27 protein-coding genes and 1 riboswitch are annotated in these 25,725 nt (G+C 38.5%); of the genes, 20 read left to right on the top strand and 7 right to left on the bottom strand.

Going from position 1 to position 25,725, the window contains the following annotated elements:
- Positions 1-105: 105 nt before the first annotated feature.
- Both H9649_RS13070 and H9649_RS13075 read left to right on the top strand, forming a co-directional pair.
- On the top strand, positions 106-2,592 hold the full coding sequence (locus tag H9649_RS13070; protein ID WP_191695348.1) for an ABC transporter permease subunit: 2,487 nt from the start codon (positions 106-108) through the stop codon (positions 2,590-2,592).
- A 2-nt stretch (positions 2,593-2,594) separates the two neighbouring features.
- Positions 2,595-3,470 carry an ABC transporter ATP-binding protein gene (locus H9649_RS13075; RefSeq protein ID WP_191695349.1) on the top strand — a complete coding sequence of 292 codons (876 nt, stop codon included), beginning with the start codon at positions 2,595-2,597 and terminating at the stop codon, positions 3,468-3,470.
- Positions 3,471-3,548: 78 nt separating this feature from the next.
- Here H9649_RS13075 and pckA read toward each other — a convergent pair whose 3' ends face one another.
- Positions 3,549-5,135, bottom strand: coding sequence for a phosphoenolpyruvate carboxykinase (ATP) (gene pckA, locus H9649_RS13080; protein ID WP_191695350.1), 1,587 nt, complete (start codon positions 5,133-5,135; stop codon positions 3,549-3,551).
- A gap of 174 nt (positions 5,136-5,309) precedes the next feature.
- Positions 5,310-5,422, top strand: a riboswitch (SAM riboswitch).
- Positions 5,423-5,608: 186 nt separating this feature from the next.
- Here pckA and metK point away from each other — a divergent pair.
- A complete protein-coding gene (metK, locus tag H9649_RS13085; protein ID WP_191695351.1) occupies positions 5,609-6,814 on the top strand; it encodes a methionine adenosyltransferase in 1,206 nt (401 codons plus the stop codon).
- Positions 6,815-7,045: 231 nt separating this feature from the next.
- Here metK and H9649_RS13090 read toward each other — a convergent pair whose 3' ends face one another.
- Positions 7,046-7,558 carry a gamma carbonic anhydrase gene (locus tag H9649_RS13090; protein ID WP_191695352.1) on the bottom strand — a complete coding sequence of 171 codons (513 nt, stop codon included), beginning with the start codon at positions 7,556-7,558 and terminating at the stop codon, positions 7,046-7,048.
- A 108-nt stretch (positions 7,559-7,666) separates the two neighbouring features.
- Between H9649_RS13090 and H9649_RS13095 the strand changes: the two genes are divergently transcribed.
- The 9 genes from H9649_RS13095 (at position 7,667) to nhaC (ending at position 15,522) form a co-directional block, all read left to right on the top strand.
- Positions 7,667-8,455: an alpha/beta hydrolase gene (locus H9649_RS13095; protein WP_191695353.1), complete on the top strand. Its 789-nt coding sequence runs from the start codon at positions 7,667-7,669 to the stop codon at positions 8,453-8,455.
- A 21-nt stretch (positions 8,456-8,476) separates the two neighbouring features.
- On the top strand, positions 8,477-9,049 hold the full coding sequence (locus tag H9649_RS13100) for a histidine phosphatase family protein (RefSeq protein ID WP_191695354.1): 573 nt from the start codon (positions 8,477-8,479) through the stop codon (positions 9,047-9,049).
- Positions 9,050-9,155: 106 nt separating this feature from the next.
- The gene (gene lepB, locus H9649_RS13105; protein ID WP_191695355.1) at positions 9,156-9,683 is read left to right on the top strand and encodes a signal peptidase I; all 528 of its coding nucleotides are present in this window, start codon (positions 9,156-9,158) and stop codon (positions 9,681-9,683) included.
- Positions 9,684-9,759: 76 nt separating this feature from the next.
- Positions 9,760-9,948, top strand: a complete 189-nt coding sequence (locus H9649_RS13110) for a hypothetical protein (RefSeq protein ID WP_191695356.1) — start codon at positions 9,760-9,762, stop codon at positions 9,946-9,948.
- A gap of 139 nt (positions 9,949-10,087) precedes the next feature.
- The gene (locus tag H9649_RS13115) at positions 10,088-12,247 is read left to right on the top strand and encodes an ATP-dependent helicase (RefSeq protein ID WP_191695357.1); all 2,160 of its coding nucleotides are present in this window, start codon (positions 10,088-10,090) and stop codon (positions 12,245-12,247) included.
- Complete coding sequence (locus H9649_RS13120) at positions 12,244-12,621, top strand: fluoride efflux transporter FluC (RefSeq protein ID WP_191695358.1); 378 nt, start codon at positions 12,244-12,246, stop codon at positions 12,619-12,621. The genes H9649_RS13115 and H9649_RS13120 overlap by 4 nt, the downstream gene beginning before the upstream one ends.
- On the top strand, positions 12,618-12,977 hold the full coding sequence (locus tag H9649_RS13125) for a fluoride efflux transporter FluC (protein ID WP_191695359.1): 360 nt from the start codon (positions 12,618-12,620) through the stop codon (positions 12,975-12,977). Before H9649_RS13120 ends, H9649_RS13125 begins: the two co-directional genes overlap by 4 nt.
- A gap of 105 nt (positions 12,978-13,082) precedes the next feature.
- Positions 13,083-13,814 carry a thermonuclease family protein gene (locus H9649_RS13130; protein WP_191695360.1) on the top strand — a complete coding sequence of 244 codons (732 nt, stop codon included), beginning with the start codon at positions 13,083-13,085 and terminating at the stop codon, positions 13,812-13,814.
- A 328-nt stretch (positions 13,815-14,142) separates the two neighbouring features.
- Positions 14,143-15,522: a Na+/H+ antiporter NhaC gene (gene nhaC, locus H9649_RS13135; RefSeq protein WP_191695361.1), complete on the top strand. Its 1,380-nt coding sequence runs from the start codon at positions 14,143-14,145 to the stop codon at positions 15,520-15,522.
- Positions 15,523-15,778: 256 nt separating this feature from the next.
- On the opposite strand, the gene H9649_RS13140 is transcribed toward nhaC, so the two are convergent.
- The 3 genes from H9649_RS13140 to H9649_RS13150 form a co-directional block, all read right to left on the bottom strand.
- Complete coding sequence (locus tag H9649_RS13140; RefSeq protein ID WP_191695362.1) at positions 15,779-16,309, bottom strand: isoprenylcysteine carboxyl methyltransferase family protein; 531 nt, start codon at positions 16,307-16,309, stop codon at positions 15,779-15,781.
- Positions 16,310-16,321: 12 nt separating this feature from the next.
- Positions 16,322-17,401, bottom strand: a complete 1,080-nt coding sequence (locus H9649_RS13145) for a type III polyketide synthase (protein WP_191695363.1) — start codon at positions 17,399-17,401, stop codon at positions 16,322-16,324.
- A gap of 182 nt (positions 17,402-17,583) precedes the next feature.
- Positions 17,584-18,036, bottom strand: a complete 453-nt coding sequence (locus tag H9649_RS13150) for a YaiI/YqxD family protein (protein WP_191695364.1) — start codon at positions 18,034-18,036, stop codon at positions 17,584-17,586.
- A gap of 128 nt (positions 18,037-18,164) precedes the next feature.
- On the opposite strand from H9649_RS13150, the gene H9649_RS13155 reads away from it, so the two are divergent.
- Entirely contained in the window at positions 18,165-18,395 is a 231-nt protein-coding gene (locus tag H9649_RS13155; RefSeq protein WP_191695365.1) for a hypothetical protein, read from the top strand.
- Between the two features lie 45 nt (positions 18,396-18,440).
- Here H9649_RS13155 and H9649_RS13160 read toward each other — a convergent pair whose 3' ends face one another.
- The gene (locus tag H9649_RS13160) at positions 18,441-19,469 is read right to left on the bottom strand and encodes a DUF4097 family beta strand repeat-containing protein (RefSeq protein ID WP_191695366.1); all 1,029 of its coding nucleotides are present in this window, start codon (positions 19,467-19,469) and stop codon (positions 18,441-18,443) included.
- Positions 19,462-19,785 carry a PadR family transcriptional regulator gene (locus H9649_RS13165; RefSeq protein ID WP_191695367.1) on the bottom strand — a complete coding sequence of 108 codons (324 nt, stop codon included), beginning with the start codon at positions 19,783-19,785 and terminating at the stop codon, positions 19,462-19,464. The genes H9649_RS13160 and H9649_RS13165 overlap by 8 nt, the downstream gene beginning before the upstream one ends.
- Before the next feature lie 233 nt (positions 19,786-20,018).
- Between H9649_RS13165 and H9649_RS13170 the strand changes: the two genes are divergently transcribed.
- From H9649_RS13170 to H9649_RS13205, 7 genes are all read left to right on the top strand, one after another.
- On the top strand, positions 20,019-20,174 hold the full coding sequence (locus tag H9649_RS13170; protein WP_191695368.1) for a hypothetical protein: 156 nt from the start codon (positions 20,019-20,021) through the stop codon (positions 20,172-20,174).
- Positions 20,175-20,243: 69 nt separating this feature from the next.
- Entirely contained in the window at positions 20,244-21,620 is a 1,377-nt protein-coding gene (locus H9649_RS13175) for a leucyl aminopeptidase family protein (RefSeq protein ID WP_191695369.1), read from the top strand.
- 823 nt (positions 21,621-22,443) lie between these two features.
- On the top strand, positions 22,444-23,094 hold the full coding sequence (locus H9649_RS13180) for an HAD family hydrolase (RefSeq protein WP_191695451.1): 651 nt from the start codon (positions 22,444-22,446) through the stop codon (positions 23,092-23,094).
- Positions 23,087-23,704, top strand: coding sequence for an NUDIX hydrolase (locus H9649_RS13185; protein ID WP_191695370.1), 618 nt, complete (start codon positions 23,087-23,089; stop codon positions 23,702-23,704). The genes H9649_RS13180 and H9649_RS13185 overlap by 8 nt, the downstream gene beginning before the upstream one ends.
- 90 nt (positions 23,705-23,794) lie before the next feature.
- Positions 23,795-24,241 (top strand): NUDIX hydrolase, encoded by a 447-nt coding sequence (locus tag H9649_RS13190; RefSeq protein ID WP_191695371.1) that lies wholly within the window; start codon positions 23,795-23,797, stop codon positions 24,239-24,241.
- A 145-nt stretch (positions 24,242-24,386) separates the two neighbouring features.
- Positions 24,387-24,593, top strand: a complete 207-nt coding sequence (locus H9649_RS13195; protein WP_191695372.1) for a hypothetical protein — start codon at positions 24,387-24,389, stop codon at positions 24,591-24,593.
- A 687-nt stretch (positions 24,594-25,280) separates the two neighbouring features.
- Entirely contained in the window at positions 25,281-25,445 is a 165-nt protein-coding gene (locus H9649_RS13205; protein ID WP_191695373.1) for a hypothetical protein, read from the top strand.
- Positions 25,446-25,725: the final 280 nt, after the last annotated feature.

Genomic DNA, 25,725 nt, shown 5'->3' on the forward strand with positions numbered 1-25,725 from the left:
AACCATGGCTAAAATCCTATATACTTATTGTAAGATATATGTAAATATTGAATTATAAGAATAGACGTGCAAATAAGGCATATTCCTGTCTTGGAGGTACTCAAAATGAAAGAAGTTGTTCAGTTTGTTTTAAAAGGAATTGTTAAAAGTAAATACTTGTTATTCGCACTATTGGCTATGATTGTAGTTGCGATGTCGTTATTAATTCTTAATCAGCAGCAGCCTAGTTCAACATTGAAAGAATTCGAAAGTACTGTTTTAAATGACAAGAGTAATTTGAATTTTATTATTGGTAAGTTTCTACTGAGGGAATCTGAGCTTGGTTTAGATGAGGAACAACAAATTTCGCTAGACAGTTTACTTATACATGAAAATTATTTGAAAGAAATCATTCAAAAAGTACGATCAGAAAGTTTAGATTTTGTTACTGAACAAAAAAGATATATTGAAGAGTATCAAACGTACACAGAGCATTCTGATGTTATCGTTCATTCGAGAAATAATTTTTTCGATCCGTTAGATAAAATTGAGTTGTTGGAAAAGCATCAACTTCCTTACTTGGAAGAAAAAACTCCATGGAATACTTCTCTTTTTACGAAACAGTTATTTCAGATATTTTTTAGTCCTGTAATTGCTTTTTTGTTCTTATTGTTATTTATTTACAAATACATATCTGATCGCGATAATCAGACATTTGAATTTTTAAAACTAAATTCTTTATCGCCAACATCAATTTACTATGGTTACCTAATTCCATTTATAATAATGATTGTAGGATATGCTTTCTTTGCAGCACTACTTTCATTTTTACCTGTCTTATTAACGGGAAACATAAATACAATTCATTATCCGATTGATGTGAATTTAATTGGGGAAAGCAACTTAGTTTATGTTTGGAAATGGCTCATTTATATGCCAATTGGCTGGAGTATTTTTGTGTCAATACTCCTGGTTTTTTTAATGGCATTGCTAAGAATGAGATTGTCCATGGGGCTAACATTAACTCTTTTTGCATCATTACCTTTAGCAGGTTATTTTATCTTCACGCAATTTAAATTTTCACTGTTCAACCCGATTCATTTAATATTTTTTTACGAAGAAAATTTATTATCGCTAAACCGTTTTATCTTTTACTTATTATTGATGTTTTGTTTGTTGGTATTATGTTTAATCGCCCTATATCCTATATTTAACATGAAAAATTTGCGTTATAAATTTAATTATTCGAATTCATCACAGAAAAAACAATACATCCCAAAAAAGAAGTGGAAGTTAATTCAATTTGAATATATAAAATCTAAACGAAAAAATATGGTACTCTTTAACGCTGTTATTTTATTTTTAATTATTGGCGGGACGCTTATTTATGTTAATCAGCAATATGTAACGCTCCCTAAAAAGTACACAAATATTATTGATGGCTTAATAGATACTAGAATGGTAGGTCTTTCTAATAACACTGCTTCTTTATTTTCAATGGAAACAGAGAGCGAGATTTTACTAGCAAAAGGCGAATTTGTAGAGGGTTTTGACGAGGAGATTGCCTCTGTAAAGAAAAAGATTGAGCTTGCTAATAATGATATTAAACACTTGAATGAATTCTACGATGAAATTGAAAAGGGGGATTTCACAGAACGATTTAATCAAGAAGTTTTCTTTGTAGACTTTGAACATATTAAAGAAATATCAAAGACTTTACAAAATCGTTCTGGTTTAAATATTCTTGCTTCCATCGAACAAAATAGAATCTTAGATGAAAAGAATATAACACCGTGGAAAGTTAGTTATTTACTAAACACAAAATTTTATCATCCCAAAGAATTTATTAACGATGAAATATATTATAAAGTCGCAAAAGCAAATTATGATCAAAGTGTAAAATATGACAACAGTGCGCTGTTTTTCCTTTATAAATATTTTGATTGGAATATAATGTGGCTTGCTTTAGCTGCTTTTGTCATTTTGATGTGGACGAGTATTTCAGCAGAATATAGGCCGACATTATCCAAAAACTTCTTATTAACAAAACCAATTTCATTTAAATCAGTTTATGTTAGTAAATGGGTATACAATTTATTCATCACGTATTCTTTATTACTGGGTGTTTTGGGAGTTACTTTGCTCGTAGGCATAGTGTTCGGTGGTTTAGGTGAATCTCAATACCCAATGCTCGTTTATTCACTTGAAAATTATAACGAAAGCTTATTATTCTCATTCGAAGAAGGAATTTATTTCCACTTTGAAAGTTTGTTAATGATGATAGTAAAAAGCGGACTACTTATCGTCGGACATGTATTCTTCCTGAACAGTTTATTTAGTTTGGTAGGCAGATGGTTCAGGAATCAATATGCAACGATTATGATTACACTATTGTTAACATTTTCAGGCTATTTTCTTGCAAACTATGACATTGAAGCAAGCTGGATCTATTTAAATCCATTTATATATTTTGATACTTGGAATGTTATAGATGGGTGGAGTTCTATCGAAGCCAACTCTTCAAAAGTAAATTTTGTGTATGGAACGAATGTATTATTTTCAGGCGGTTTATTATTATTTATTGCAGGATTGTTAGGAAGGAAGCGTAAATAAATATGATCGTATTAAAAGTAGATAAACTTACGAAAAGTTATGGTAAAAAACACGTTTTAAAAGATTTTTCATTTGAAATAAATGAAGGTGATTTAATCGGCTTAGTGGGACCAAACGGTGCTGGGAAATCCACTTTAATGAGGGCAATTCTTTCTTTGGAAGAAGTAGATGGTGGTGAAGTTACAGTTAAGGGTATTTCAAATAAGAACTCCGACTTTTTTAAGCACGTAACATTTTTACCGAGCGATAATTATTTATATACTCAATTATCCGGCTACGATCATTTAGCTTTCGTTGCAAATATTTATAAGTTAGGGAAATATAATATAGAAGAAGTCATTGACTTAATTGGAATACGCTCGTATGTAAATGATTCTGTTAAATCATACTCTTATGGAATGAGACAGCATTTATTAATAGCTTTGAGTATACTTACGAAGCCAAAATTAATATTGATGGATGAACCTTTTAATGGTTTAGATCCTACGAGTATTATCGAATTAAAACAATTAATTCGGACCCTGCACAATCAAAAAATTAGTATCGTTGTATCGACACATAGCTTAGATATTTTGGAAGATTTAACGAGCACCATTTGGTTTATTAAAGAAGGTGAATTAACAAGAAATCTGAATATGAATGAATCTGACTCGATTTATGAAATTGAGGTTGAAGACTCCATCAATCTATCACTTGAATCTCTCATGGAAGATAGTCATCTTTCTTTCACTATAATCGAAAATCGAATTTTCACATCTGAAGAGGAATCGATTGAAAATTATTTAGCATATTTATTAGAAAATAACGTGAAAATCAATTCAGTCAATCGAAGTAAGAAAAAATTAGAAGAATTGTACAAGAGTTTTTATGGAGTTTAGAAGAATGAATATTTATTAATATAGCTTTCTGCAAATACAAAAATCCAGGTGCCCGTATCGGCCCCTGGATTTTTTTCATTATGCTGTCGGTCCGCCTTTTTCCAAAATAGCTTCAGAAACGTGATTGAATTTCTTGAAGTTTTCACGGAAAAGATCAGCCAATTCGTTCGCTTTCTGATCGTATGCTGCTGGATCAGACCAAGCGTTGCGAGGGTTCAACACTTCTGTTGGAACGCCTTCAATCGCTGTTGGCATAGCTAGACCAAACACTTCATTCTGTTCATATTCTACATCGTTCAAATCTCCTGCGATTGCTGCACGTACCATTGTACGAGTATGCTTGAGTGACATACGGTTACCTACCCCATAAACGCCTCCAGTCCAACCTGTATTCACGAGGAATACTTGTGAATCATGCTCGTCAATTTTTTGTCCTAGCATTTCTGCATAGACGTTTGCCGGCAATGGAAGGAAAGGAGATCCAAAGCAAGTTGAGAATGTTGCTTCAGGTGCTGTAATTCCGCGCTCAGTTCCTGCAAGTTTAGATGTAAATCCACTTAGGAAGTGATACATTGCCTGTTCTTTCGTCAATTTAGAGATTGGAGGCAATACGCCGAATGCATCTGCAGTCAAGAACACGATTGTTTTAGGGTGTCCTGCAACTGATGGTGTGACGATATTTTCAATGTTTTGGATAGGGTAAGCCGCACGCGTATTTTCTGTTAATGAATTGTCGTCATAATCAGGTTTACGAGTCTTCTCATCTAGTACTACGTTCTCAAGAACAGAACCGAACTGGATTGCGCCATAGATTTCAGGTTCTTTCTCTTGGGACAAGTTGATGCACTTTGCATAACATCCGCCTTCGATGTTGAAAACGCCGTTATCAGACCAGCCGTGCTCATCATCACCGATTAGTTTGCGGTGGGCATCAGCAGATAGAGTCGTTTTACCTGTTCCGGAAAGACCGAAGAATAAAGCTACATCGCCTTCTTCTCCAACGTTAGCGGAGCAGTGCATTGGAAGGATTCCTTGTTCAGGAAGCAAATAGTTCATAACAGAGAAAATAGATTTTTTCATTTCTCCAGCATATTCAGTACCTCCGATTAGCACGATACGCTTTTCAAGTGATACAATAATGAAAGTTTCGGAATTTGTTCCATCCACTTCAGGATCTGCTTTGAATGAAGGAGCTGCAAGAATTGTAAATTGTGCTTCATGCGTCTTTAATTCTTCTGCCGTAGGGCGGATGAATAGATTATGAACAAACAGGTTTTGCCAAGCGTACTCATTGATGACTTGAATTGACAGCTGTGAATCCTTGTCAGCACCGGCATAGCCTTTGAAGACGAACAATTCGTCTTTCGCTTTTAAATGACCAAGCACTTTCGTATATAAGGAATCGAAAATTTCTGTGGAGATCGGACGGTTCACTTTACCCCAATCAATTTTATCTTTCGAAGAATCTTCTTCAACTGTGTATTTATCTTCAGGAGAACGGCCAGTATACTTACCAGTTCGCGCAGTAATTGCGCCGTCCGTTGAAAGTTCCGCTTCTCCGCGAGATGTCGCTTTTTCAACTAATTCCGCCACTGAAGGCTGCAAGTTGACGTTATTGCCTGAAAGTAACTCATTTAGTCCGTTTTCAATTTTCGCTGAGATCATATATATCGTACCGTCCTTTACATGTAATCCCACCTGAATGGGTATCATCACATTTCGTAAATAGTATAACACATTACGTATAATAATCTATACTAATTGAAAACTCAAGTATGAAACAGAGAAAGTATTTGACAAAATCCAATCTTTTTCGTAGCATTGTTAGATGAACGGATACTCTTATCCCGAGCTGGTGGAGGGACAGGCCCTATGAAACCCGGCAACCTGCGCAGGAACTTCTGCGAGAAGGTGCCAACCTGGAGCAAGGTTAAATCCTTGGACGATAAGAGTGAAAGGTGCTGCTTTTGAAAATATGCCTTTCCTCATGTATTTACGTGAGCGAAGGGCTTTTTATATTCATTTTCTCGGCCCTTAATCCTTGTGTATGTTGACGTCGACTCTCTTCAGGCGTGGAACAAACTGGGACAAATAGAGTACCGTATCAATATTAACAAGCCGTTAAGGAGGAAACTACATTGACAATTCGCCGACTGTTTACATCTGAATCGGTAACAGAAGGACATCCTGACAAAATGTGCGACCAAATTTCGGACGCCATATTGGATGCGATCCTTGAAGAAGACCCAAACGCGCGGGTGGCGTGCGAAACAACAATTACTACAGGATTAGTTTTGGTGATCGGAGAAATTACAACTACTACGTATGTGGATATTCCGAAAGTTGTCCGCGATACAGTAAAAGAAATTGGTTATACGAGAGCGAAATTCGGCTTTGACTGGGAAACGTCTTCGGTATTGACGTCCATCGACGAACAGTCACCTGATATCGCAGCAAGTGTCGATGTGGCACTTGAAGCGCGTGAAGGAACAATGTCTGATGAAGAACTCGAAGCAATTGGTGCAGGTGACCAAGGGTTGATGTTCGGTTATGCATGTAACGAAACCCCTGAGCTTATGCCATTGCCAATCAGTCTTTCTCATAAGCTTTCCCGCAGACTTGCACAAGTGCGGAAAGAAGAAATCCTTGATTACTTACGTCCAGATGGAAAAACACAAGTGACAGTTGAATATGATGAAAACGACAAACCTGTCCGTATTGACACGATTGTCATTTCTACACAACACCATCCTGATGTCGCGCTTGCTCAACTTCAACAAGAAGTAAAAGAGCATGTCATCTTACCAGTCGTTCCTGCAGAGCTATTAGATGAAGAAACAAAATACTTCATTAATCCATCAGGAAGATTCGTAATTGGTGGACCACAAGGAGATGCAGGTCTAACTGGACGTAAAATCATCGTCGATACGTATGGTGGTTATGCACGTCATGGTGGCGGCGCATTTTCAGGTAAAGATGCGACGAAAGTTGACCGTTCAGCTTCGTATGCAGCGCGTTATGTTGCGAAGAACATCGTAGCGGCAGGACTTGCTGACCGCTGTGAAGTTCAATTGGCATATGCGATTGGCGTTGCTAAACCTGTTTCCATCTCCATCGATACATTTGGAACTGGCACGTTAACAGAAAGCCAACTTGTCGAGATCGTCAGAGAGTTATTCGATTTACGCCCTGCTGGTATCATCAAGATGCTTGATCTGCGTCGTCCAATTTATAAGCAGACTGCAGCGTACGGACATTTCGGCCGTACAGACATCGAGCTTCCTTGGGAGCAGACAGACAAAGCGTCTGCTATTAAAGAAATGGCCGGTTTGGCTGTACGCTAATTAAGACAACAGACGGAAAGCGAATATATTCACGCTTTCTGTCTTTTTATTTTGAGCAACTAATTCTGTCCCATTCCGTCTAACTAGTATAAGAATAGGAGGGGAGGAAATGGCAATCAGCTTTTTACTAATGCTCATAGGTGCAGCAATTATTTCTATTCTAATTATCGGGGTTATTATAATGGCAGTAGTAATGAGAAAATGAAAAAGCTGCCCTTATGAGCAGCTTTTTCACTTTTGCATACTTTTATAAATCTGCCCTTTTTCAACATAGCTATCGACAACCCGTTGCATATCTTTTCGGTCTTCATCATTTAATTCGCGGACAACTTTTGCAGGGGATCCGAGAGCTAGACAACCGGGGGGAATCTTCTTGCCTGGCGGGACGAGCGCACCGGCACCAATGAAAGATCCTTCACCAATTTCAGCACCGTCGAGAATAATTGAACCCATTCCAATTAGAGCTCCTTTACGAACAATGCAACTATGTAAAAGTGCTTTGTGACCGACAGTAACGTCATCTTCTATCAATAACGTTTTACCAGGACTTTGATGCAAGCAACTGAGATCTTGGATACTGACACGTTCACCGATAATAGTAGGTGCCACATCCCCTCGGATGACTGAATTGAACCAGATGGAACTGTTTGCTCCGATTGTCACATCTCCGGAAATTGTTACAAAATCCGCTATATAGACTGAAGGGTCGATTTGCGGCGACTTTCCATTGTAAGTATAAATCATGAAGGTCTCCTCTTTTCTTAAAATCGTGTATAATTTATCGTATCATAAAATCTGACCTGCCATAAAGGGATAATCCTTTTTGAACAGGAAGGCTTGGAGGTGAGAGTCATGTGGAAATGGGATGCAGAAGGGCAACCTATAGCGGTCGTCGTAATTGTCCATAATGCATATGAACACCATCGGAGGTATGCGTGGCTCATTCAGGAACTACGAAACGGAGGGTTCCATGTAGTCACAAGTGATCTGCCTGGTCATGGATCTGAAAGCGGACGAAAAATTCATGACGAAACATTTGAATCATACATTGAACATGTAAGGAAGATGATTGATATTGCTTTGCATGACAATTTACCGTTATTTGTTCTTGGACACGGACTTGGAGCATCGATTGTCATGCATATACTTCAGAAAAGTAAATTGGAATGTGCAGGGTTCATTTTTAGTTCACCATGGCTTTCAATGCAACATCAGCCATCGAAGTTTTCCGGTGTGTTAACGAAACTTTCAAGCTCGATGAAAGTCAATCATGATATTACGATTGAATTGCTGACACGAAATTACGATATGTACATAGAATTCCAGAATGATCGTGATTACAGCTCGATTGTGCAAGCTTCGTGGTATCGTGAACTTCTAGCAATGATGAAGTCAATCATGAATAGCGAAGAAAGAGTTTTTGACGTGCCAGTTCTCATTCATACAGGGGGCAATGATAAGATTACGGACACTTCATTCGCGAAGAGATGGCTTTCAAACCAGCATCTTTCGGAATTTCAATATAAGGAATGGAAGCATTTATATCATGATCTCTATCAGGAACCTGAAAGAGAAGAGGTCTATCTATACATCGAGTCATTCATGAATAATGTGCTCCGGTCTCTTGGTTATGTCGTTTGAGAAATTGAAAGGGTGATTTTTTTGACGATTATTGGTTTTGTCAGACATGGTATCACTGCATGGAACAAAGAAGGCAGAGCACAAGGAAGTTCAGATATCCCATTGGATGATGAAGGAATGGAGATGGCCAAACGAGTCTCCAATCGACTCGCGAATGAACAGTGGGATGCCATATACACAAGCCCTCAAAAAAGGGCGAGTCAAACGGCAGAAATCATAGTTGACAACATGGCTGGTATAGAGCTCGTTGTAGATGACCGACTACGAGAAGTGGGCGGAGGTATGATTGAAGGGACAACTGAAAAAGAACGGATTGAAAAATGGGGAGAAGATTGGCGACGACTGGATATGGGTTTCGAATTACAAGAATCCATCATCTCCCGTGGATTGGCTGTTTTAGAAGAAATTAAGGAAAAGTATCCGGAACAACGGATTTTAGTCGTTAGTCATGGCAGCTTCATTAAAAGAATGCTCAATGAGTTAATTAATGACTCAACTTTTGACGTCAGTTTAGATAACACGTCCTTAACAATTGTAGATCTTCAACAAGACAAGAGTTTTTGTCAGCTATTCAATTGTACAAAACACTTATAGATAGAACAGAAATGTTCTATGAAATTAGAAATATAGGGACCTATTACAAATAGAATAGTCTATACTAGAAAGAGAAGTAAGTAGACGGGTGAATGGAGGATGTAGAGTGAAGAAAGAAACTAGTGCTGAATTATTTTCGTGGATCAAATCCCTCGCGATTGCGTGTATTCTTGTATTTGTCATTCGGCAATTCCTGTTTTCTCCAGTTATCGTATCTGGTCAATCAATGGAGCCGACATTTGCATCGGAAAATAGAGTTGTCATATCCAAAATCCATAAGCTGGATCATTTTGATTTAATCGTGTTTCATGCGCCAGGAGAGAAGGAAGATTACATAAAGAGAGTGATTGGTCTGCCTGGAGATAAAGTTGTCATGGAAGATGATAAGCTTTTCATCAACGGTAAAGAGTATGAAGAAAAATATGTGCAAGCGAATAAAGAACGTATTTTCAAAGATCAGAAATTGACAGAAGACTTCGAAGTGACTGTTCCAGAAGGTCAATTATTCGTATTGGGCGATAATCGTAGGCATAGTACAGATAGTCGGATGATTGGTTGCATCGATGAAGATTCCGTAGTTGGCAAAGTCGGATTCAGATTTTATCCGTTCAATTCAATTGGTTTTCCTAAGTGAAGAATGATTTAGGTTACGAGTAATAACTCCTTTTACGGGTATTCTGAATAAGACTACTCTTGAAGGAGAGATGACATTGACAAGTTCTGATAAGCACAAATCACATGAGAGCAATCAAGACCATGCGACAAAAGCGGAGTTTACAGAAACTGAGTATACGGACGGGCAGCGAAGAACCAACGAGGTTGCTTCTACTGCCTATCAAGGAAGTAAGAAGGAAAAAGTCGATTTGAAAAATGATCGACTGGAATCTGGCGGTTTTTAACAGAATGCGTCATTTGTAGCGGAGGAGGGGATTAGTCACAATCCCCTCTTCCGCTTATTTTTTTCCAATGTAACTTCTCTACAAGTGACCGCTCATATGGTAAATTGAATACATCGCAAGAAAAAGGAGTACCTGTATAATGAATGATTTTTTTATTAGGAAATCCAGTGAATTACATATAGATCTTAATGACGTACAAAAACAAGCTGTTGTGCAAACAGAGGGACCATTATTGCTGTTGGCTTGTCCTGGATCGGGCAAGACAACAACGATGATCATGCGGATCGGTTATTTAATCGAAGAAAATAATGTGAATCCGAAACGAATAAAAGCAATTACATTCAGTAAGGCGTCCGCCCGAGATATGACAGAGCGTTTTAAACGTTTTTTTCCTCAACATAGTCCAGTCGATTTTTCGACGATCCATAGTTTAGGATTTGCAATTACACGTACATATATGACTAAAATCGGCGTTTCATATGAACTGATAGAAGGCGGCGGGAAAGGTCGGCCAGCTCTTAATAAAACACAAATGCTTAAAACCTTATACAAGCAAGTCTTCCGCGACGATTGCCCTGAAGATGAATTGAATGCATTGTCAACTTTCATCAGTTCGCTCAAAAATCGTATGACGCCTTTTACAGAGTGGGAGTCTATACAAGGACCATTCGATAAGGCTGGCGAGATTGCCTTGAAATATGAACAACTGAAAACGAAAACGGAAGGACATCTGTTGCTCGATTTTGACGATATGCTTACAATCGCTGAACAAGCTTTGCGTGTTGATGATCACCTAGCCGAGCAGTTCCGTTCTCGCTATGACTACGTACTGACAGATGAAAGCCAAGATACTTCACTCGTTCAGCATCGTATCGTTGAACACCTTGTCGCGCATCACGGCAATCTTTGCGTCGTTGCGGATGATGATCAGTCCATTTACACATGGAGAGGGGCAGATCCTTCATATTTACTTGATTTCAAACTTGTGTATCCTGATGCGAAACTGTTGCTAATGGAACAAAATTACCGTTCATCTAAAGAAATCGTTGAAACTGCGGCGAAATTCATCACGCGGAATAAAGACCGATACGTCAAAGAGATGCGAACGGATAATGGTAGTGTCGGTCCCATCCTCATCAAGCAATTCGATGATCAAAAACGGCAGCTTGACTATATTACATATGAACTGCTGGCGGAACAGGATTTACAGGATGTCGCAATTTTATTCCGAAATAATGCGTCATCTACGCTGTTCGTCAACGAACTGCACCGTAGAGGAATTCCTTTTTATATGAAAGATGCCGATGATAAATTCTTTTCGCATTGGGTCGTGGAAGACATGTTAAATTTCATGCGTCTTAGTTTCAATGATGAACGAAAGGATATTTTTTCTAAAATCGTAATGAAAATGAATCTGTTCCTATCTAGAACAATGCTCAATGAATTCTTAAATCGAGAAACAACTGGCAATGTCTTTGAAGCAATGATCGATACGGTTCAGTTGAAAAGTAGTCAAATTGAAAAATTGAACGACTATAAAGAAGTGTACAAGAAGATACCTACTATGCGTCCCGCGCAAGTAATTCGCATGATCCGCTATGAGCTTGACTATGAAGTGGCGATAAAAAGCCGAGCCGAGAAATTCGGTTTTCGCTTTGAAAGCCTCCTAGCTATTATGGACACACTTGAAGGAATAGCATCACAAGTCCGGACGATGGTGGAATTTGCACACAGGTTAAAAGAATTGGAAGAGGCGGTTCAGCAAGCAAAATTCAATCCACCTGCGAATGCGTTGACGCTCTCAACATTCCATAGCGCAAAAGGGTTGGAGTTCAAACGAGTGTTCATGATCGACTTAGTGAAAGGAACGATTCCATCAGATGAAGATGAATCTGATCCATTGCTGCTAGAAGAAGCACGCCGACTATTTTACGTTGGAATGACGAGGGCGAAAGAACGGTTGGAATTGCTTTCTTATCGAGAGTCAAATGGCAAGACGAAAGAAGATTCCAGGTTTGTGAATGAAGTACGTGCCATAATGACGAAATCTGACCGGATAGAGAACATTGAGAAACCTACAAAGAAAAAAACGAAGCAAGTTACAGAAGTGAATCCAAATGGCATAAGTGATAGAAAAGCATTGGTAGTTGGCATGCAAGTGTCCCATCATGTATTCGGAAAAGGAGAAGTCGTCGAAATCGGTGAAGATACGATCGCAATCCGATTTGGAAAAGTTGAAAAACGATTATCCCTTGAACTGATTTTGACTCGCAGATTGCTGGAAGAGGTGAATGCATGAAAACCGCTATTTTAGTCGGCGTAGCTGGCGCTATTGGAGCGATTTGCCGGATGACGATAGGAGTACTTTTTGCTCAGGTCACAGTATTCCCTATCGCCACATTGATAGTGAATCTCATTGGAACATTGCTGCTATGCATGTTAAGTGCTGGAGCCATCTGGAAAATCACTGCGAATAAAAGTATTGCTACTGCCATCATGACAGGTTTTCTTGGTTCATTTACAACGTTTTCCGCCTTCAGTTATGAAACAGTAACATTATTTCAGCAAGGGGCTATTTTGACCGCTTCCCTTTATGTCATGGGAAGTATTTTCGGTGGTTTGGTAATTGGAATGGTTGGCTTGCACATTAGCCGAAAGATGGTGGAAGCGTGACGATTGCAGATATTCTCCTCATTGCAACAGGTGGTTTTATTGGTGCGATTGTGCGGTACATGGTAAGTGAGAAACTGAATAAGCGCGTAGGTTTTCCGGTAGGCACTTTACTCGTCAATTTAGTCGGTTCATTTTTCATTGGATTCATTTTTGGTTTAGAATTATCTCTTGTCTGGACCGTCTTCTTAGTATCGGGATTTGCTGGCGCTTTGACGACGTATTCGACGTTGAATAAAGAACTAATACTGTTTTGGCAAAGTGATTGTAAGCAGACGTTTTTTGTTTATTTATTTATAACGTATGCAGTCGGTATTATCTTGGCGTATACTGGCTATTATATGGGCGTGCTACTGTAGATAATGATGAAAATCATCATATCTAATGAGTAACAAACCAACAAAAATGAGAGGATAGCAACCATAAAGAATAAAATGCAGTTGTAGTTTGAAAGGAAGTCTTTAATGAATAAAGTACATAAGAAATCTTCGAATAAAACTAAGAAAAGTAGTATGCTACTTACTGTAATTGTCTTGATTGCCATCGGTATATATACAGTTTGGAACGAGGAAGAAACGGAACCGACTCGTGATGGTCTTATTCCCGTTGAGCTTGTCAAAACGATTGATGGCGACACGATTAAAATTATGTACGATGGCAAAGAACAGAATGTCCGTTATTTACTGATTGATACGCCCGAAACGAACCATCCAAGACTCGGGAAGCAACCGTATGGTGAACAGGCAAAACAGCGAAATCAGGAATTGATGAATAGTGGTAAACTTGAAATCGAATTCGATATTGGTGAAAAGTATGATAAGTACGGAAGATTGCTTGCCTATATTTATATCGATGGTGAAAGTGTCCAAAAGAAATTACTAGAAGAAGGTTTAGCAAGAGTCGCCTATGTCTATCCGCCGAACACGAGACATTTGGATCCGTTTGAAAAGGCTCAGCAACGTGCAAAGAAAGCAGGCATCGGCATATGGACATTAGAAGACTACGCGACTGACCGTGGTTTTGACAGCGAGTCGTATCCCGCTGATAAAACTGTACAGACGTCTAGTAATGAAGCGACCGAAACCTTTAAGAATTGTACAGAACTGCGTAAAAAGTATCCGAATGGTGTCAAAAAAGGTCATCGTGCATATACAGAACGGATGGATGGCAATAAAGACGGACATGCCTGCGAATAAGATTGTTAATAAAAATAGTATTGACATCTTTTCCAAACGTGTTATTATTCAACACAAGCATCGATGACTTAATTGAATTACATATATGATTTTGGAGAGTCGGCATAGTAATCCTGTCGTGGGCAGCAAGCAGAGACTGAATGGACAATGAAAATTCAGGCAGCGGCAAGGATGAAGTACACCGACGATAGATCTCCTATTTGAAATGAAGTGGAAGACGGCTAATGCTATCTTCAACTAGGGTGGTATCGCGGAGAACTCCTTCGTCCCTTTTACAGGGATGGAAGGGGTTTTTTCTGTTCACAATAGAAAATAGGAGGAATACACCATGTTTCAGATTAAAGCGATCCATAAACCCGCATTCTGGGAAGCTGTCCTTTTGACGGCCAGTATAATTATAATGATTAGCGCGAGCATCATATTTTTCGATTCCGTGCCACATTTACCAATTCTGTTTTCGATTTTGTTGTTGTTCGGGTATGGCTTTTTGAAGAAAATACCCTATAAACGATTAGAGACGGGTCTTGTGGAAGGAGCAGGAGCTGGAATGAGCGCAGTCTTCCTGTTTTTCTTCATCGGAATTCTGATTAGTAGTTGGATGATGAGCGGAACGATACCGACACTGATTTACGCAGGTTTCCATCTCATCACACCGACATTCTTTTTTGCGATTGTTTTCGTCGTCACGGCGATTGTCGGAATATCCATCGGCAGTTCATTGACGACGGTTGCTACAATCGGCGTTGCGTTCATTGGAATGGCTGATGTGCTTGAATTGTCTCTACCGATAGCGGCAGGAGCAATTGTTTCAGGAGCATTCTTTGGGGATAAGATGTCTCCTTTATCGGACACGACAAACTTGGCTTCTTCGATTGTGGGTGTCGATCTGTTCGAGCATATCCGCAATATGAGCTGGACGACCGTTCCTGCATTTATCATATCGTTTGTGCTGTTCGGCATATTATCACCATCTGTTTCTACTGCAGAATTTGATACAATTGCTGTCTTCCAACAGACGTTGCTAGAGACGGGGATGATTCACTGGTACACAATCATACCGCTAGTGCTGCTATTTTTATTATCCATCAAGAAAGTGCCGGCAATGATCACGTTGGCGATCAGTTCAGCTGTGGCGGTGTTGCTGTCATACTTCCACCATACGTATGCTATGTCTGACATGTTGAGTATTCTCTTCTCCGGATTCAAATCTACAACAGGTGTGGAAGATGTTGATGCATTGCTGTCTAGAGGCGGAATGGAAAGCATGATGTTCACGGTCGGTTTGGTGTTGCTCGCCTTGAGCATGGGTGGTATGTTGTTTACACTTGGGATTGTTCAATGCTTGTTAGCGAAACTTGAATCAGTTTTGAAGAAAGTATCATCAGTCATTCTTGCTTCAGCATTGACAGCAATCAGCATTAATATAATGATCGGCGAGCAGTACTTGTCGATTTTACTGACAGGGCAAGCATTCCGCGGTCAATATGAGAAAGTGGGTCTGGCGAGTAAAAACTTGAGCCGAGTTATGGAAGACGCGGGAACAGTCGTCAACCCACTTGTTCCATGGAGCGTGTGCGGGATTTTCATAGCGGGCGTATTAGGTGTACCAGTATTGGACTATCTCCCGTTTGCGTTCTTCTGTCTGTTATCGCCAATCCTTACGGTGATTTTCGGTTATATGGGGAAGACGCTGACACAGGTGAAGTAAAACTACGTTTCGATACGCCCGCTTTATGTTTCGAAACGAGGCGTCTACGTTTCGATACGAAGCGTTTACTTTTCGATACGCCTGCTACGTTTCGATACGAAGCGTCTACGTTTCGATACGAGACGTCTACGTTTCGTTACGCCCGCGCTACGTTTCGATACGAAGCACCTACGTTGTGATACACATGCTTAGCACTTCATTCCAAATTAAAAAAGCCGTGATTTCATTCATAAGAATGAAGTCGCGGCTTTTTACGTCAATCTATCGAAAACTCATCTTTATAATTCGTCACACTTTTCAACGCTTGTTCTTCCACTGGAATTCGCACAGACATCATCCACATATTTAACAACGTAAACAATATCGCAGTAAAATAAGCGCTAAATAATAATGGCAACACAATTAGCTCGGTCGCAACAATGACATAGTTAGGATGACGAATCCATTTATACGGACCTTTGCGCACAACTTTTGCATTTGGCAGCACGACGATTTTTGTATTCCAATACTTCCCGAGTGATGTCAAACACCACACTCTGAGAACTTGAGCCAACAAAAAAATCGCAAGGAATAATGGCCAAACAGGCGAAAGTTCACGGTCCAACACAATTACTTCCATAATAAGCGAAATGAAAAATAATACATGCATCGCGACCATATAAGGATAATGAGAGGCACCCGCTTCGAAAGCACCTTGTCTTTTCATCCATTTTTCATTCCGCTTTGCGATGAACAATTCAACGAGACGTTGTATGATGACGATTGTTAGAACGATTGCTACGATCATCCGATATTCACCTCAATCCCATTTCAACAACAGCAATTCACCGCAGAAACCCGGTCCGAGCGCAGCCATTATTCCGTAGTCACCCGATTGCGGTTTAGATTCCATGAATCGCTTCAGCACATACAAAACTGTAGGCGATGACATATTACCATGATTACGCAGAACATCCCGCGAAATATCTGTCATGGATGACTCGAATCCTAACGCTTTTTCATAAGCGGTCAACACTTTCTTACCACCAGGATGCGCGACAAAATGACTGATATCATCATTGCTTAGTCCATATGATGATAGGAATTCGTGGACAAACGGCCCAAGCCAATCCGTTATGATCGCGGGAATGCTTTTTGAGAATACAACGTACAAACCGCTATTTTTAACATCCCATCCCATGACATCTTCTGAATCAGGCATCAGTTTCGAAGTCGTTCCGATAATGGATGGGACAGGTACATTCACGGCGATTTCCGATTGGTCACCGGAAACTAATGCACACGCTGCCCCATCTGAAAATAAAGAAACACCGACGAGATTGCTTTTCGAATAATCATCTTTCTGGAATGTTAAACTACATAATTCTATAGATAGAACAAGAACATTTTCTTTTGGAAAAGCTAAGCAGTATTCATAAGCGCGACTCACTCCGGCAGCTCCTCCCGCACAGCCAAGCCCCCATAATGGAATCCTTTTCACATCATCGCGAAAAGGGAGTTTGTTCATAATGCGTGCTTCGATACTAGGCGTGGAGATGCCTGTACTGGAAACGAAAACGATGGCATCAATCTGTTCATAGTCAACAGCGGTTTCGAGCAAAGAACTTTCAGTAAGGCAACTTTGTACTGCATCGACACCCAGTCTGACGGCATTTTGGATGTATAACTCATTGCGCTCTTCAAAGTCATGCTCTTTTCCATACCATTCAAGTGGCATGCAAACATCACGCTTCTCGATATCTCCATTCTGAAAGACTTTCAAAAGGCGTTCGATATCTTTATATTTTTCGCTGAAAAGTGAGCGAGTGAGTTCAACAGCTTCTTGCTGCTTCACTTCGTAGGGAGGAAGAATAGTACTGACTGAAAGGATTTTTGGCATTGATAGACCTCCGATTGTTTTAAGAATCTATAACCTAGTTAGCTAGTTGGTAAACTTGTTAAGAGAAGGGTATTTATGAATGTGTTGTACTTGTCCAGTAGTATACAATCTACCAATTAGAACGTGAAGTAGTATATGAACAATACGTGTGGAATATGAAACCCCTCGTAAAGTGAAAGGTTTCATATTTTATTTGAAAGAAGGGAATTGCACAAATCACGGAGTTTGAGAATGAATAGTTCATTATTTTCTTTGGAACGTTTTTTTGGACCTTTCAGACGTCCGCCGGCCATACGGACTTTCTGTGCAGTATGTCTCGCATACAACAGCTGATCAATATTGTCGTTTGTATAACGCCGTCCGTTCTGGTCAATCGGATGACCTTGTTTTGCGAGGACCATCGCGGCCAATCCATAATCTTGTGTTACAACAATGTCGTCTTTTTCTACCTTATTCACTAATACGAAATCCACGGCATCCGCGCCTTTGGAAACGATAATCGTATCAGCACCTTCACGATGCATCTCATGCGCTGTGTCGCAGATCAGCGTGCAGGTCAGCTTAAATTGTTTTGCGATTTTAATCGTTTCATTGACAACGGGACAGCCATCTGCATCGACGAATATTTTTACCATGAGTTGACCCCTCTTCATTATTAACTAATTATTATTTGGACTGTGTCTCACTATATCATATTCATTGGTTTTCTTTTCATTCAAAAAGGGGAATAGTACTAAAAATATGTAAAAAGGGGTGTTAACCTATGTTTGAGAAAAATGAACGAATGTCGATTGAAGAATCCGAAGACTATGGACGTCTAACAGATGCACGCAATGCAGCACTTGAAAACGTCGAAGTGCAAGAAGAAGTTGTTGTGACGCCAGTCGACCAGATCCCACCTCCTTTAAGCGAAGAGGAAATTAAAAGAAGGGTTGGGGAAGGGAACTACACGAACGTCCATAGAAATGACGGATTGAATTCAGTAAACAGCTAAAAGCAATTGCGGGAGTCAAATGATTCCCACAATTGCTTTTTGATTTTATCGTACTGAAATCTTGCCATTGGAAGATTTTAGTTTGATTTGATGCGTTGCATCCCCAAATTTCGACAAAGAATTATTTTCACCGAAAATGTCTATTCTACCATGGCCGCTTTTTGCAGAAATTGCAGCATTCAGCGGCATTTGAGAAGAATTAATTTCAATACTACCGTTAGCTGTTTTAAAATCGATGTTTTGATCGAGTGTTTCAGTATTCAATAAGATTCTTCCGTTATCAGTCGTTGCTGTGATATCACCATTGACTTGATCAAGTTCAATACGTCCGTTATCTGATTCAGCATGAATAGTATCTGATTCTATATAATTCATTAAAATTCTTCCGTTATCTGTTTTTGCCTTCAACTGGTCGGCTTGTACTTTTACAAGTTCAATCCGTCCATTGTCAGTTTCCGCATGCAAGTTAGAAGAAGCGATTTCAGTAAGAAGGATTCGTCCATTATCCGATTGCGAAGAAATTCTTTTAGCAATCAACTTTTCTCCGTAAATCTTGCCATTATTGGACTTCATGTTAATAGATTGATAAAGCTTTTTTGGAATGCATACATCCAGGTGAACTGCTTTCATGGAGAAGTTGAACATAAATGACCAAGTGGACTTATTCTTCAATTTGATTTCTAAAGTGTCGCCAATTACTTCTGCAGTCAAAGTGTGTTTTTCAGGTTGGCCATTGAGCTTGATAATTGTATCAGTGGTTTCTGAAAGAGAAAGATGAAGTGAACCATGATGAACATTGATATCGACATTTGAGAAACTATCGTTTTTAATCGTCTGGACTTGATGGGATGAATCATTTACTACTTCACGACTATCGAAAGGATAAGCATCAAGCAATTCAGCAGCAATCACATTAGGTGACCCGAGTGAAGCGGCAATCTCTTCGTCTTCTTTTCCATCTTCACGACCATCTGAAAAATATTCACGGATGTCTTTGAGAATATCATTTCGTTCCTCAGCTGGTAGACCTTTTAATGCTTCTTCAAGTTCAAATATAAAATTATTTTCATTCATCTTGTACGCCCTCCTTGATCAATGTATTTACACCTTCAGAAAAAAGTTTCCACTCCTTGACTTGTTCATGTAAATACGTGCGTCCGACATCTGTCAGCTTATAATATTTGCGTGGTGGTCCTTCAGTAGATTCCTGTAAGTAGGTAGTGAAATAACCTTCCTTTGTCAATCTGCGCAGCAGAGGATAAACAGATCCTTCGGAAATCGAAATCTGGTCTGAGATCTTTTGAACGAGTTCATATCCGTAGCGATCCTGTTTATCTAATAAAACGAGTACGCATAAATTTAAAACGCCTTTTTTAAATTGGATATTCATAGACCTAACCCCTTTCTACTACTATTCAATGAACAGTAGTGAAGTAGTAAATTATCTTTGTGAGAACAATATAACATACGGTATTATACTATGCAAGGTACTGGATGAAAATACTTACAACAATATTGAATCATTTAATATAGGATTGATTGGACAATAACTGCGATAGGTGCATGAAACTTTAAAATTTCTCATCCGTATTAATTAGTATTACCTTTGGAGGTGTGTAAAGTATGGATACAGGTTATTTTGTAGGATGGGGAACACTATCATTAATTAATGCAGGAATTGCACAGGGTAAAAATAGAAGCGGGCTCAATTGGTTTTTATTGTCGTTATTGTTCGGACCGATTGCGACATTTTTCCTCGTTATCAGCGAAAAGAGATAATTCTTTCAATCAATCAAACTTATGGTAAACTATTTCTATAGTCGAAATAGATATCTAGGGGGAAATAAAATGACTGAAGTGAAAATCATCTGTGCGTGTAATGAATTGATCGATGGAAATGCCACATTGAAAAGTTTTGTAGATAACCAAAAAGCTGGACATTGTTCAGTAGTCATCGAAGATACACAGTATGTCGTCATTAAATCAGTGAAAGAAGCAACACTTGAAAAAGTACGTTCAACAGCAGGCAATATCGCTCGCGATTTAGCAAGCCAAAAACTAGACAAGGCAACTGTTGTCGAAGGCACTTTTGGTAAGCTTTTCAAAGACTTGGATGGAGAATCTGTATTTACTGCATTTGCGGAAGGATGGGACCTCGGTTCTTATCAATTCTTGACATATAAATCAGAAGAAAAACCTTTCCGGACTGAATTGGCTGTAGAAGATGCAAGTGCGGAAAATGCTGTTGGACTCGGTAAAATCCGTGCAGCGGCAATGGCATTCTCACGCGATTTAATGAATGAAGTGTCAGACGTCCTAAATCCAGAAACATATCCTGAAGTATTGAAAAAGCAATACGAAGGCACCGAAATTGAAGTGACTGTACACAATAAAGAAGCTATTGAGAAGATGGAGATGCACGGTGTACTGACAGTTAGCCGAGGAAGCAAATATAAGCCTTCATTCGTGGAGCTTGTTTATCAAGGAGATGCATCCAAACCGTTAGTTGCGCTAGTCGGTAAAGGGGTTACGTTCGATACAGGCGGAATCAGTTTGAAGAGCGGTAAAGACTTGAGCGATATGCGTATGGATATGGGTGGTTCGGCCGCTGTTGCAGGCGCAATGCAATTGCTTGCGAAAACAAATGCAAAAGTGAACGTCGTTGCGCTCATCCCAATGGTGGAAAACAGTCCGGACAATACTTCTGTATTCCCGGGTGAAGTCATTACGTATAAGAACGGTAAAACGGTTCAAGTAGGTAACACCGATGCAGAAGGTCGTTTGATCCTAGCTGACGGACTAATCCGTGCCGGTGAATTGAATGCTGAATATATCGTGGATATTGCAACGCTTACGGGAGCTGTCGTTGCAGCACTAGGAACAGAGCTTGGTGGCGTATTCGGTGACGAGGAGCTATCTCATGTCATGAAAAAAGTCGGCGATGTGAATGGTGATTTCGTCTGGCCGATGCCATTAGTAGAGGCATATGACAAATCATTGGCAAGCGATTATGCAGATATGAATAATATCAGCTCAATGAATTTTGCTGGTTCCATTACTGCTGGCCTGTTCTTAAAGAGATTCGTCCCTGAAGGCAGCAAATGGTTGCATGTCGATATGGCAGGCATGATGAGCAAGACAAGCAACTCGGGCTATTATGCAAAGTCGGCAACTGGTTACGGAGCAAGATTGCTTGCTGATTATACGGTTAAAATTTCTGAATAAACAATAGTGTGTTCTGATCCAATTAACACCAAAATAGAAAACCAATTAGCATCTCTTTATAGAGGTGGCTAATTGGTTTTTTTAGTCTTTTAAAATAATTCTGATATGGTAAAATTAGAATAAGGTAATATATGTGTGAATTAGGATAATTTAAATGAGGGGGAGAACGTTATAGATATAAATATTTTACCATCTATTAGTATACTGATAGGTTTGTTTTTAGTTAGTCTGGGACTCTGGGAACTAAGAGTCGGCGTGGATAAAAAAGGTTTCATAAAATACTCATTTACAGGTTTATGTTTAATTTTCTTATTGCCGAGGTTTTTAGAGTTTCAAATAATCTTTAACCCTTAATAAAAGAAGTTTATTCAAGAAACGGGCCAGCGTCATTGTCAGATGGCACGCTTTCCGAGGGACATGGCTTGAACCAAGCGAATAAAGAGGAGTTCATTTGCCTTAGTTTCTGTGCTCTTTATAGAAACTAAGGAAGGCGGTTTTATTTCTGTGTATTTCAGAAATTAAGGCATCATAGTGGGGTCTCAAGGCTCAGTGCAAAGATGTGCTCCTTACGCTTCGCTTCACTCGCAAAAGCTGTTCTACGTGACAGCTTTCGCTGATCCTCTAGAGTCGGCACCTGCACTCCAAGCGACGGAAAGTATTACGTATAAAGTCACTTAAACAAACTAACCATTTAGTTGAAGTTAGTTGAGTAAGAAGCAGATAATTAAAAAATAATGATTTACTTAAAAATAGAGAACATAATCACTTAGATTATTTATGTTTACGTGTATAGTACGTTTCTTTTGCTAACTAAAAGGAGATAATTATGAAAGCTATAATATTTGATTTTGATGGGACATTGGCGAACACGTTACCAATTTGTTATTATGCTTTTCAAAAAGTATTTATAGAGTTTGATAAAAAGGATCTTACAACAAAAAAAATTCAAGAAATGTTTGGTCCTTCTGAAACAGGTATTATAAAAAATAACCTTTTAAATCCTAATAAGGAAGCGGCAATTGAATATTTCTACACAAAGTATTCGGAGTTACACACAAGTCTTGTCAAAGCCAACTCAGAAATTCTGGAATTACTGAATTCCTTGAAAGAAGCAGAAATTAAACTCGGAATTTTTACTGGAAAGGCAAGAAGAAGTTTGGATATTTCTCTAAAAGCATTAGATATGGATGGATTATTCGATGTCATAATAACTGGTGATGATGTAGTAAAACCCAAACCTGATCCCGAGGGCCTGCTGAAAGCTTTGTCTCTTTTAGAAGTGGAAAACTCCGTTGCAATTTATATTGGAGATAGTGATGCGGATATACTAGCCGGTGTACAGGCTAATGTTTATACGATTGGCGTACAGTGGTTACCTGAATACCAAACACCGGTTTTCAGCAAACAACCTGATTTGTTAATAAACAGTATAAAGGAATTTAAGATATTCTATAAAGTAGGCGCTTATGAGTAATCAATGGTTGGAGTGGGCAAAAAGAATACAAGCATTATCTCAGGCAGGATTAACATTTTCTAAAGATATATATGATATCGAGCGATATGAGGAGTTACGTAAGATTAGTGTAGAGATTATGTCGGAATACACTGAACTTGACATGAAAAGAATTAAAAACTTGTTTGCCAATGAAACTGGTTACCAAACTCCAAAAGTTGATGTTCGAGGTGTAGTTTTTAAAAACGAACAGATTTTAATGGTAAAAGAAAGTATTGATGATAAATGGGCTTTACCCGGTGGTTTTTGTGATATTGGATTATCCCCTACTGAGAATGTAGTAAAGGAAATTAAAGAGGAGTCTGGTTATGATGTAATCCCAGTTAGATTAATAGCATTGTTGGATAATAATAAACATCCACACCCCCCAGAACCTTATCATTACTACAAAGTGTTTATTTTGTGTGAAATTATTGGTGGGGAGGCTACTATTGGTATAGAAACGAAAGATATTCATTTTTTTTCGGAACATCATTTACCAAACTTATCTACTAATAGAAATACCGAATCTCAGATTAAGACACTCTTTGAGTTCTTGAGAAACCCTAAAAAGGAAACACTATTTGATTGAAATTAAAAGAAAGTATTATGTTTAGATGACCATTCAACAATCGGACCATTTAAGCGAGGAAGGTTTTCACAAAAAAAGGGGGCAACATCTATGGGACAAAACACATCTCATACTTACACACCATCTAAACACTTTATTTCAGCTGCAACTATCGTACTCAACGACCAAAGGGAGATACTGTTGATTAAAGGGCCAATGAGGGGTTGGGAAATGCCTGGAGGAATAGTGGAGGAAGGGGAATCTATAAAAGATGCTGCAATAAGGGAAACTAAAGAGGAATCAGGTATTGATATTGAAGTTATAAAATTTTGTGGGGTATTTCAAAATGTGAGTAAGTCAATTTGTAATACACTCTTTTTAGCTAAGCCAATTGGTGGAGAATTTACAACCTCATCAGAAAGTTTAGAGGTTGGATTTTTCCCCATTGATCAAGCTTTAGAAATGATAACTATTGAAAACTTCAGACAAAGAATAGAATACTGTCTTGATAACAACAAACACCCATTTTATGTGGAGTTTGGTCCCGTGTTAGATTAGTATAGGTAATTTGCTTATTCAATAAACACTAAGCGTTACTCAACAAGTTCAATACTATGATTATCCCAATTAGGCGCAATTCTTGGACAAGGAGTTGCGCCATTTCAACAAACGGGCCAAATTGAGGTATAAGGAGGCGAGCAATGTGGAAAAAAATCAAAAAAGAGCGTTACTTGTTGTTATTCTTAATCTCTTTAATGTGTTAATAATATACGCACTTGTTAACAGTGGAGCAGGTGGTTTAATCGTAGGAGCTTATACTATTATGATGTTTATCGTACTATCTACGTTAGTTATAAAAATGATTACTCAACCAAATGGAAAAAAGGTTATTAAAGAACAGCATCTCTAAAATTTTACTTATTCATTCAATTATCGTGGACATTAATTGAACAAGTTCTATGCACTAATCAGGCGATTTTGTTTAATGAAAACTGAAATCATGGGGGGTGAAGTATGAAACTATATTTGAAGTTACCTATAGGATTAGTTTTTATTTTAACGCTAACAGGTTGTTTTGGAGAAGATTATGACGTAGGTGTTCCAACTGCCTATTTATACCTTGATATTTGAGATATACAATTAACAGAAGCCAATATCAGTTGGGAAACGCAGAGTGAGAATGTCCACGAAATAATAAAGGATGTCCAAGAATTCGGACTATCTCAGGACGAAGTTAAAGTTTCTGCAAATCAGGAAGCCATTTTAGATTTTAGAGAAAATGAAAAAAATGGTGGAGATATTTGGACAGATCCAGAGATTACAGCTGTTCTAATAAGTGATGAGAAACAAATTGAAATTGAATTGAAAAACCTTAGAGAATTTAGATTCCCATCCGACAAAGGAAGTTATGTTTTAGTGGTTGTATTTAAAAGTCAAGCAGGTAGAGCGCAATACGTAGGGAATATTCTAATTCAATAACTTAAACACAAATGGGTGCTTTTCTGTAACACCACTATGTCGCAATAGGGCCACTTTAAGAAACAACGCGCTGTTATTATCATTTATTATAATATTTTATTAAAAGGAAACAATCTTTTTGAAAGCTATTCAGCAAATGCTAATGGGTATAAGTGTTATGTTATTAGGCGGATTTATCCTGATGGATCAATCAAATAATTGGAGCAGTTTTGAACTATATATATTGTTAATAGGGTTTGGAATCACTTTATTTGGTTTTATTGGTAGAAAAGAAGAGAAATAATAAATCACAGCCTGGGGCGTTCACTAATCAAAAGGACCAGATTGTGAAAAGTATGACAAAAACGAACTCAGTTTTTTATAGGGGGAAATATATGATCTACAAAATAAGATTTATTTTGTTAGTAATTGGTATCTTACATTCTCTAATAGGCATGCCTTATTTATTGGGATACTCAACTAATAACATTTTAAAATATTCTTTGTATTTAGGATTGGTATTAACTGTTGTATTTTTCTACCCTATAAAATTACGGATAAAAAAATAGTTTTATTAAAGTAAA

Origin of the sequence: Sporosarcina quadrami, from assembly GCF_014836615.1 — a bacterium.
Taxonomy (GTDB): Bacteria; Bacillota; Bacilli; order Bacillales_A; family Planococcaceae; genus Sporosarcina; species Sporosarcina quadrami.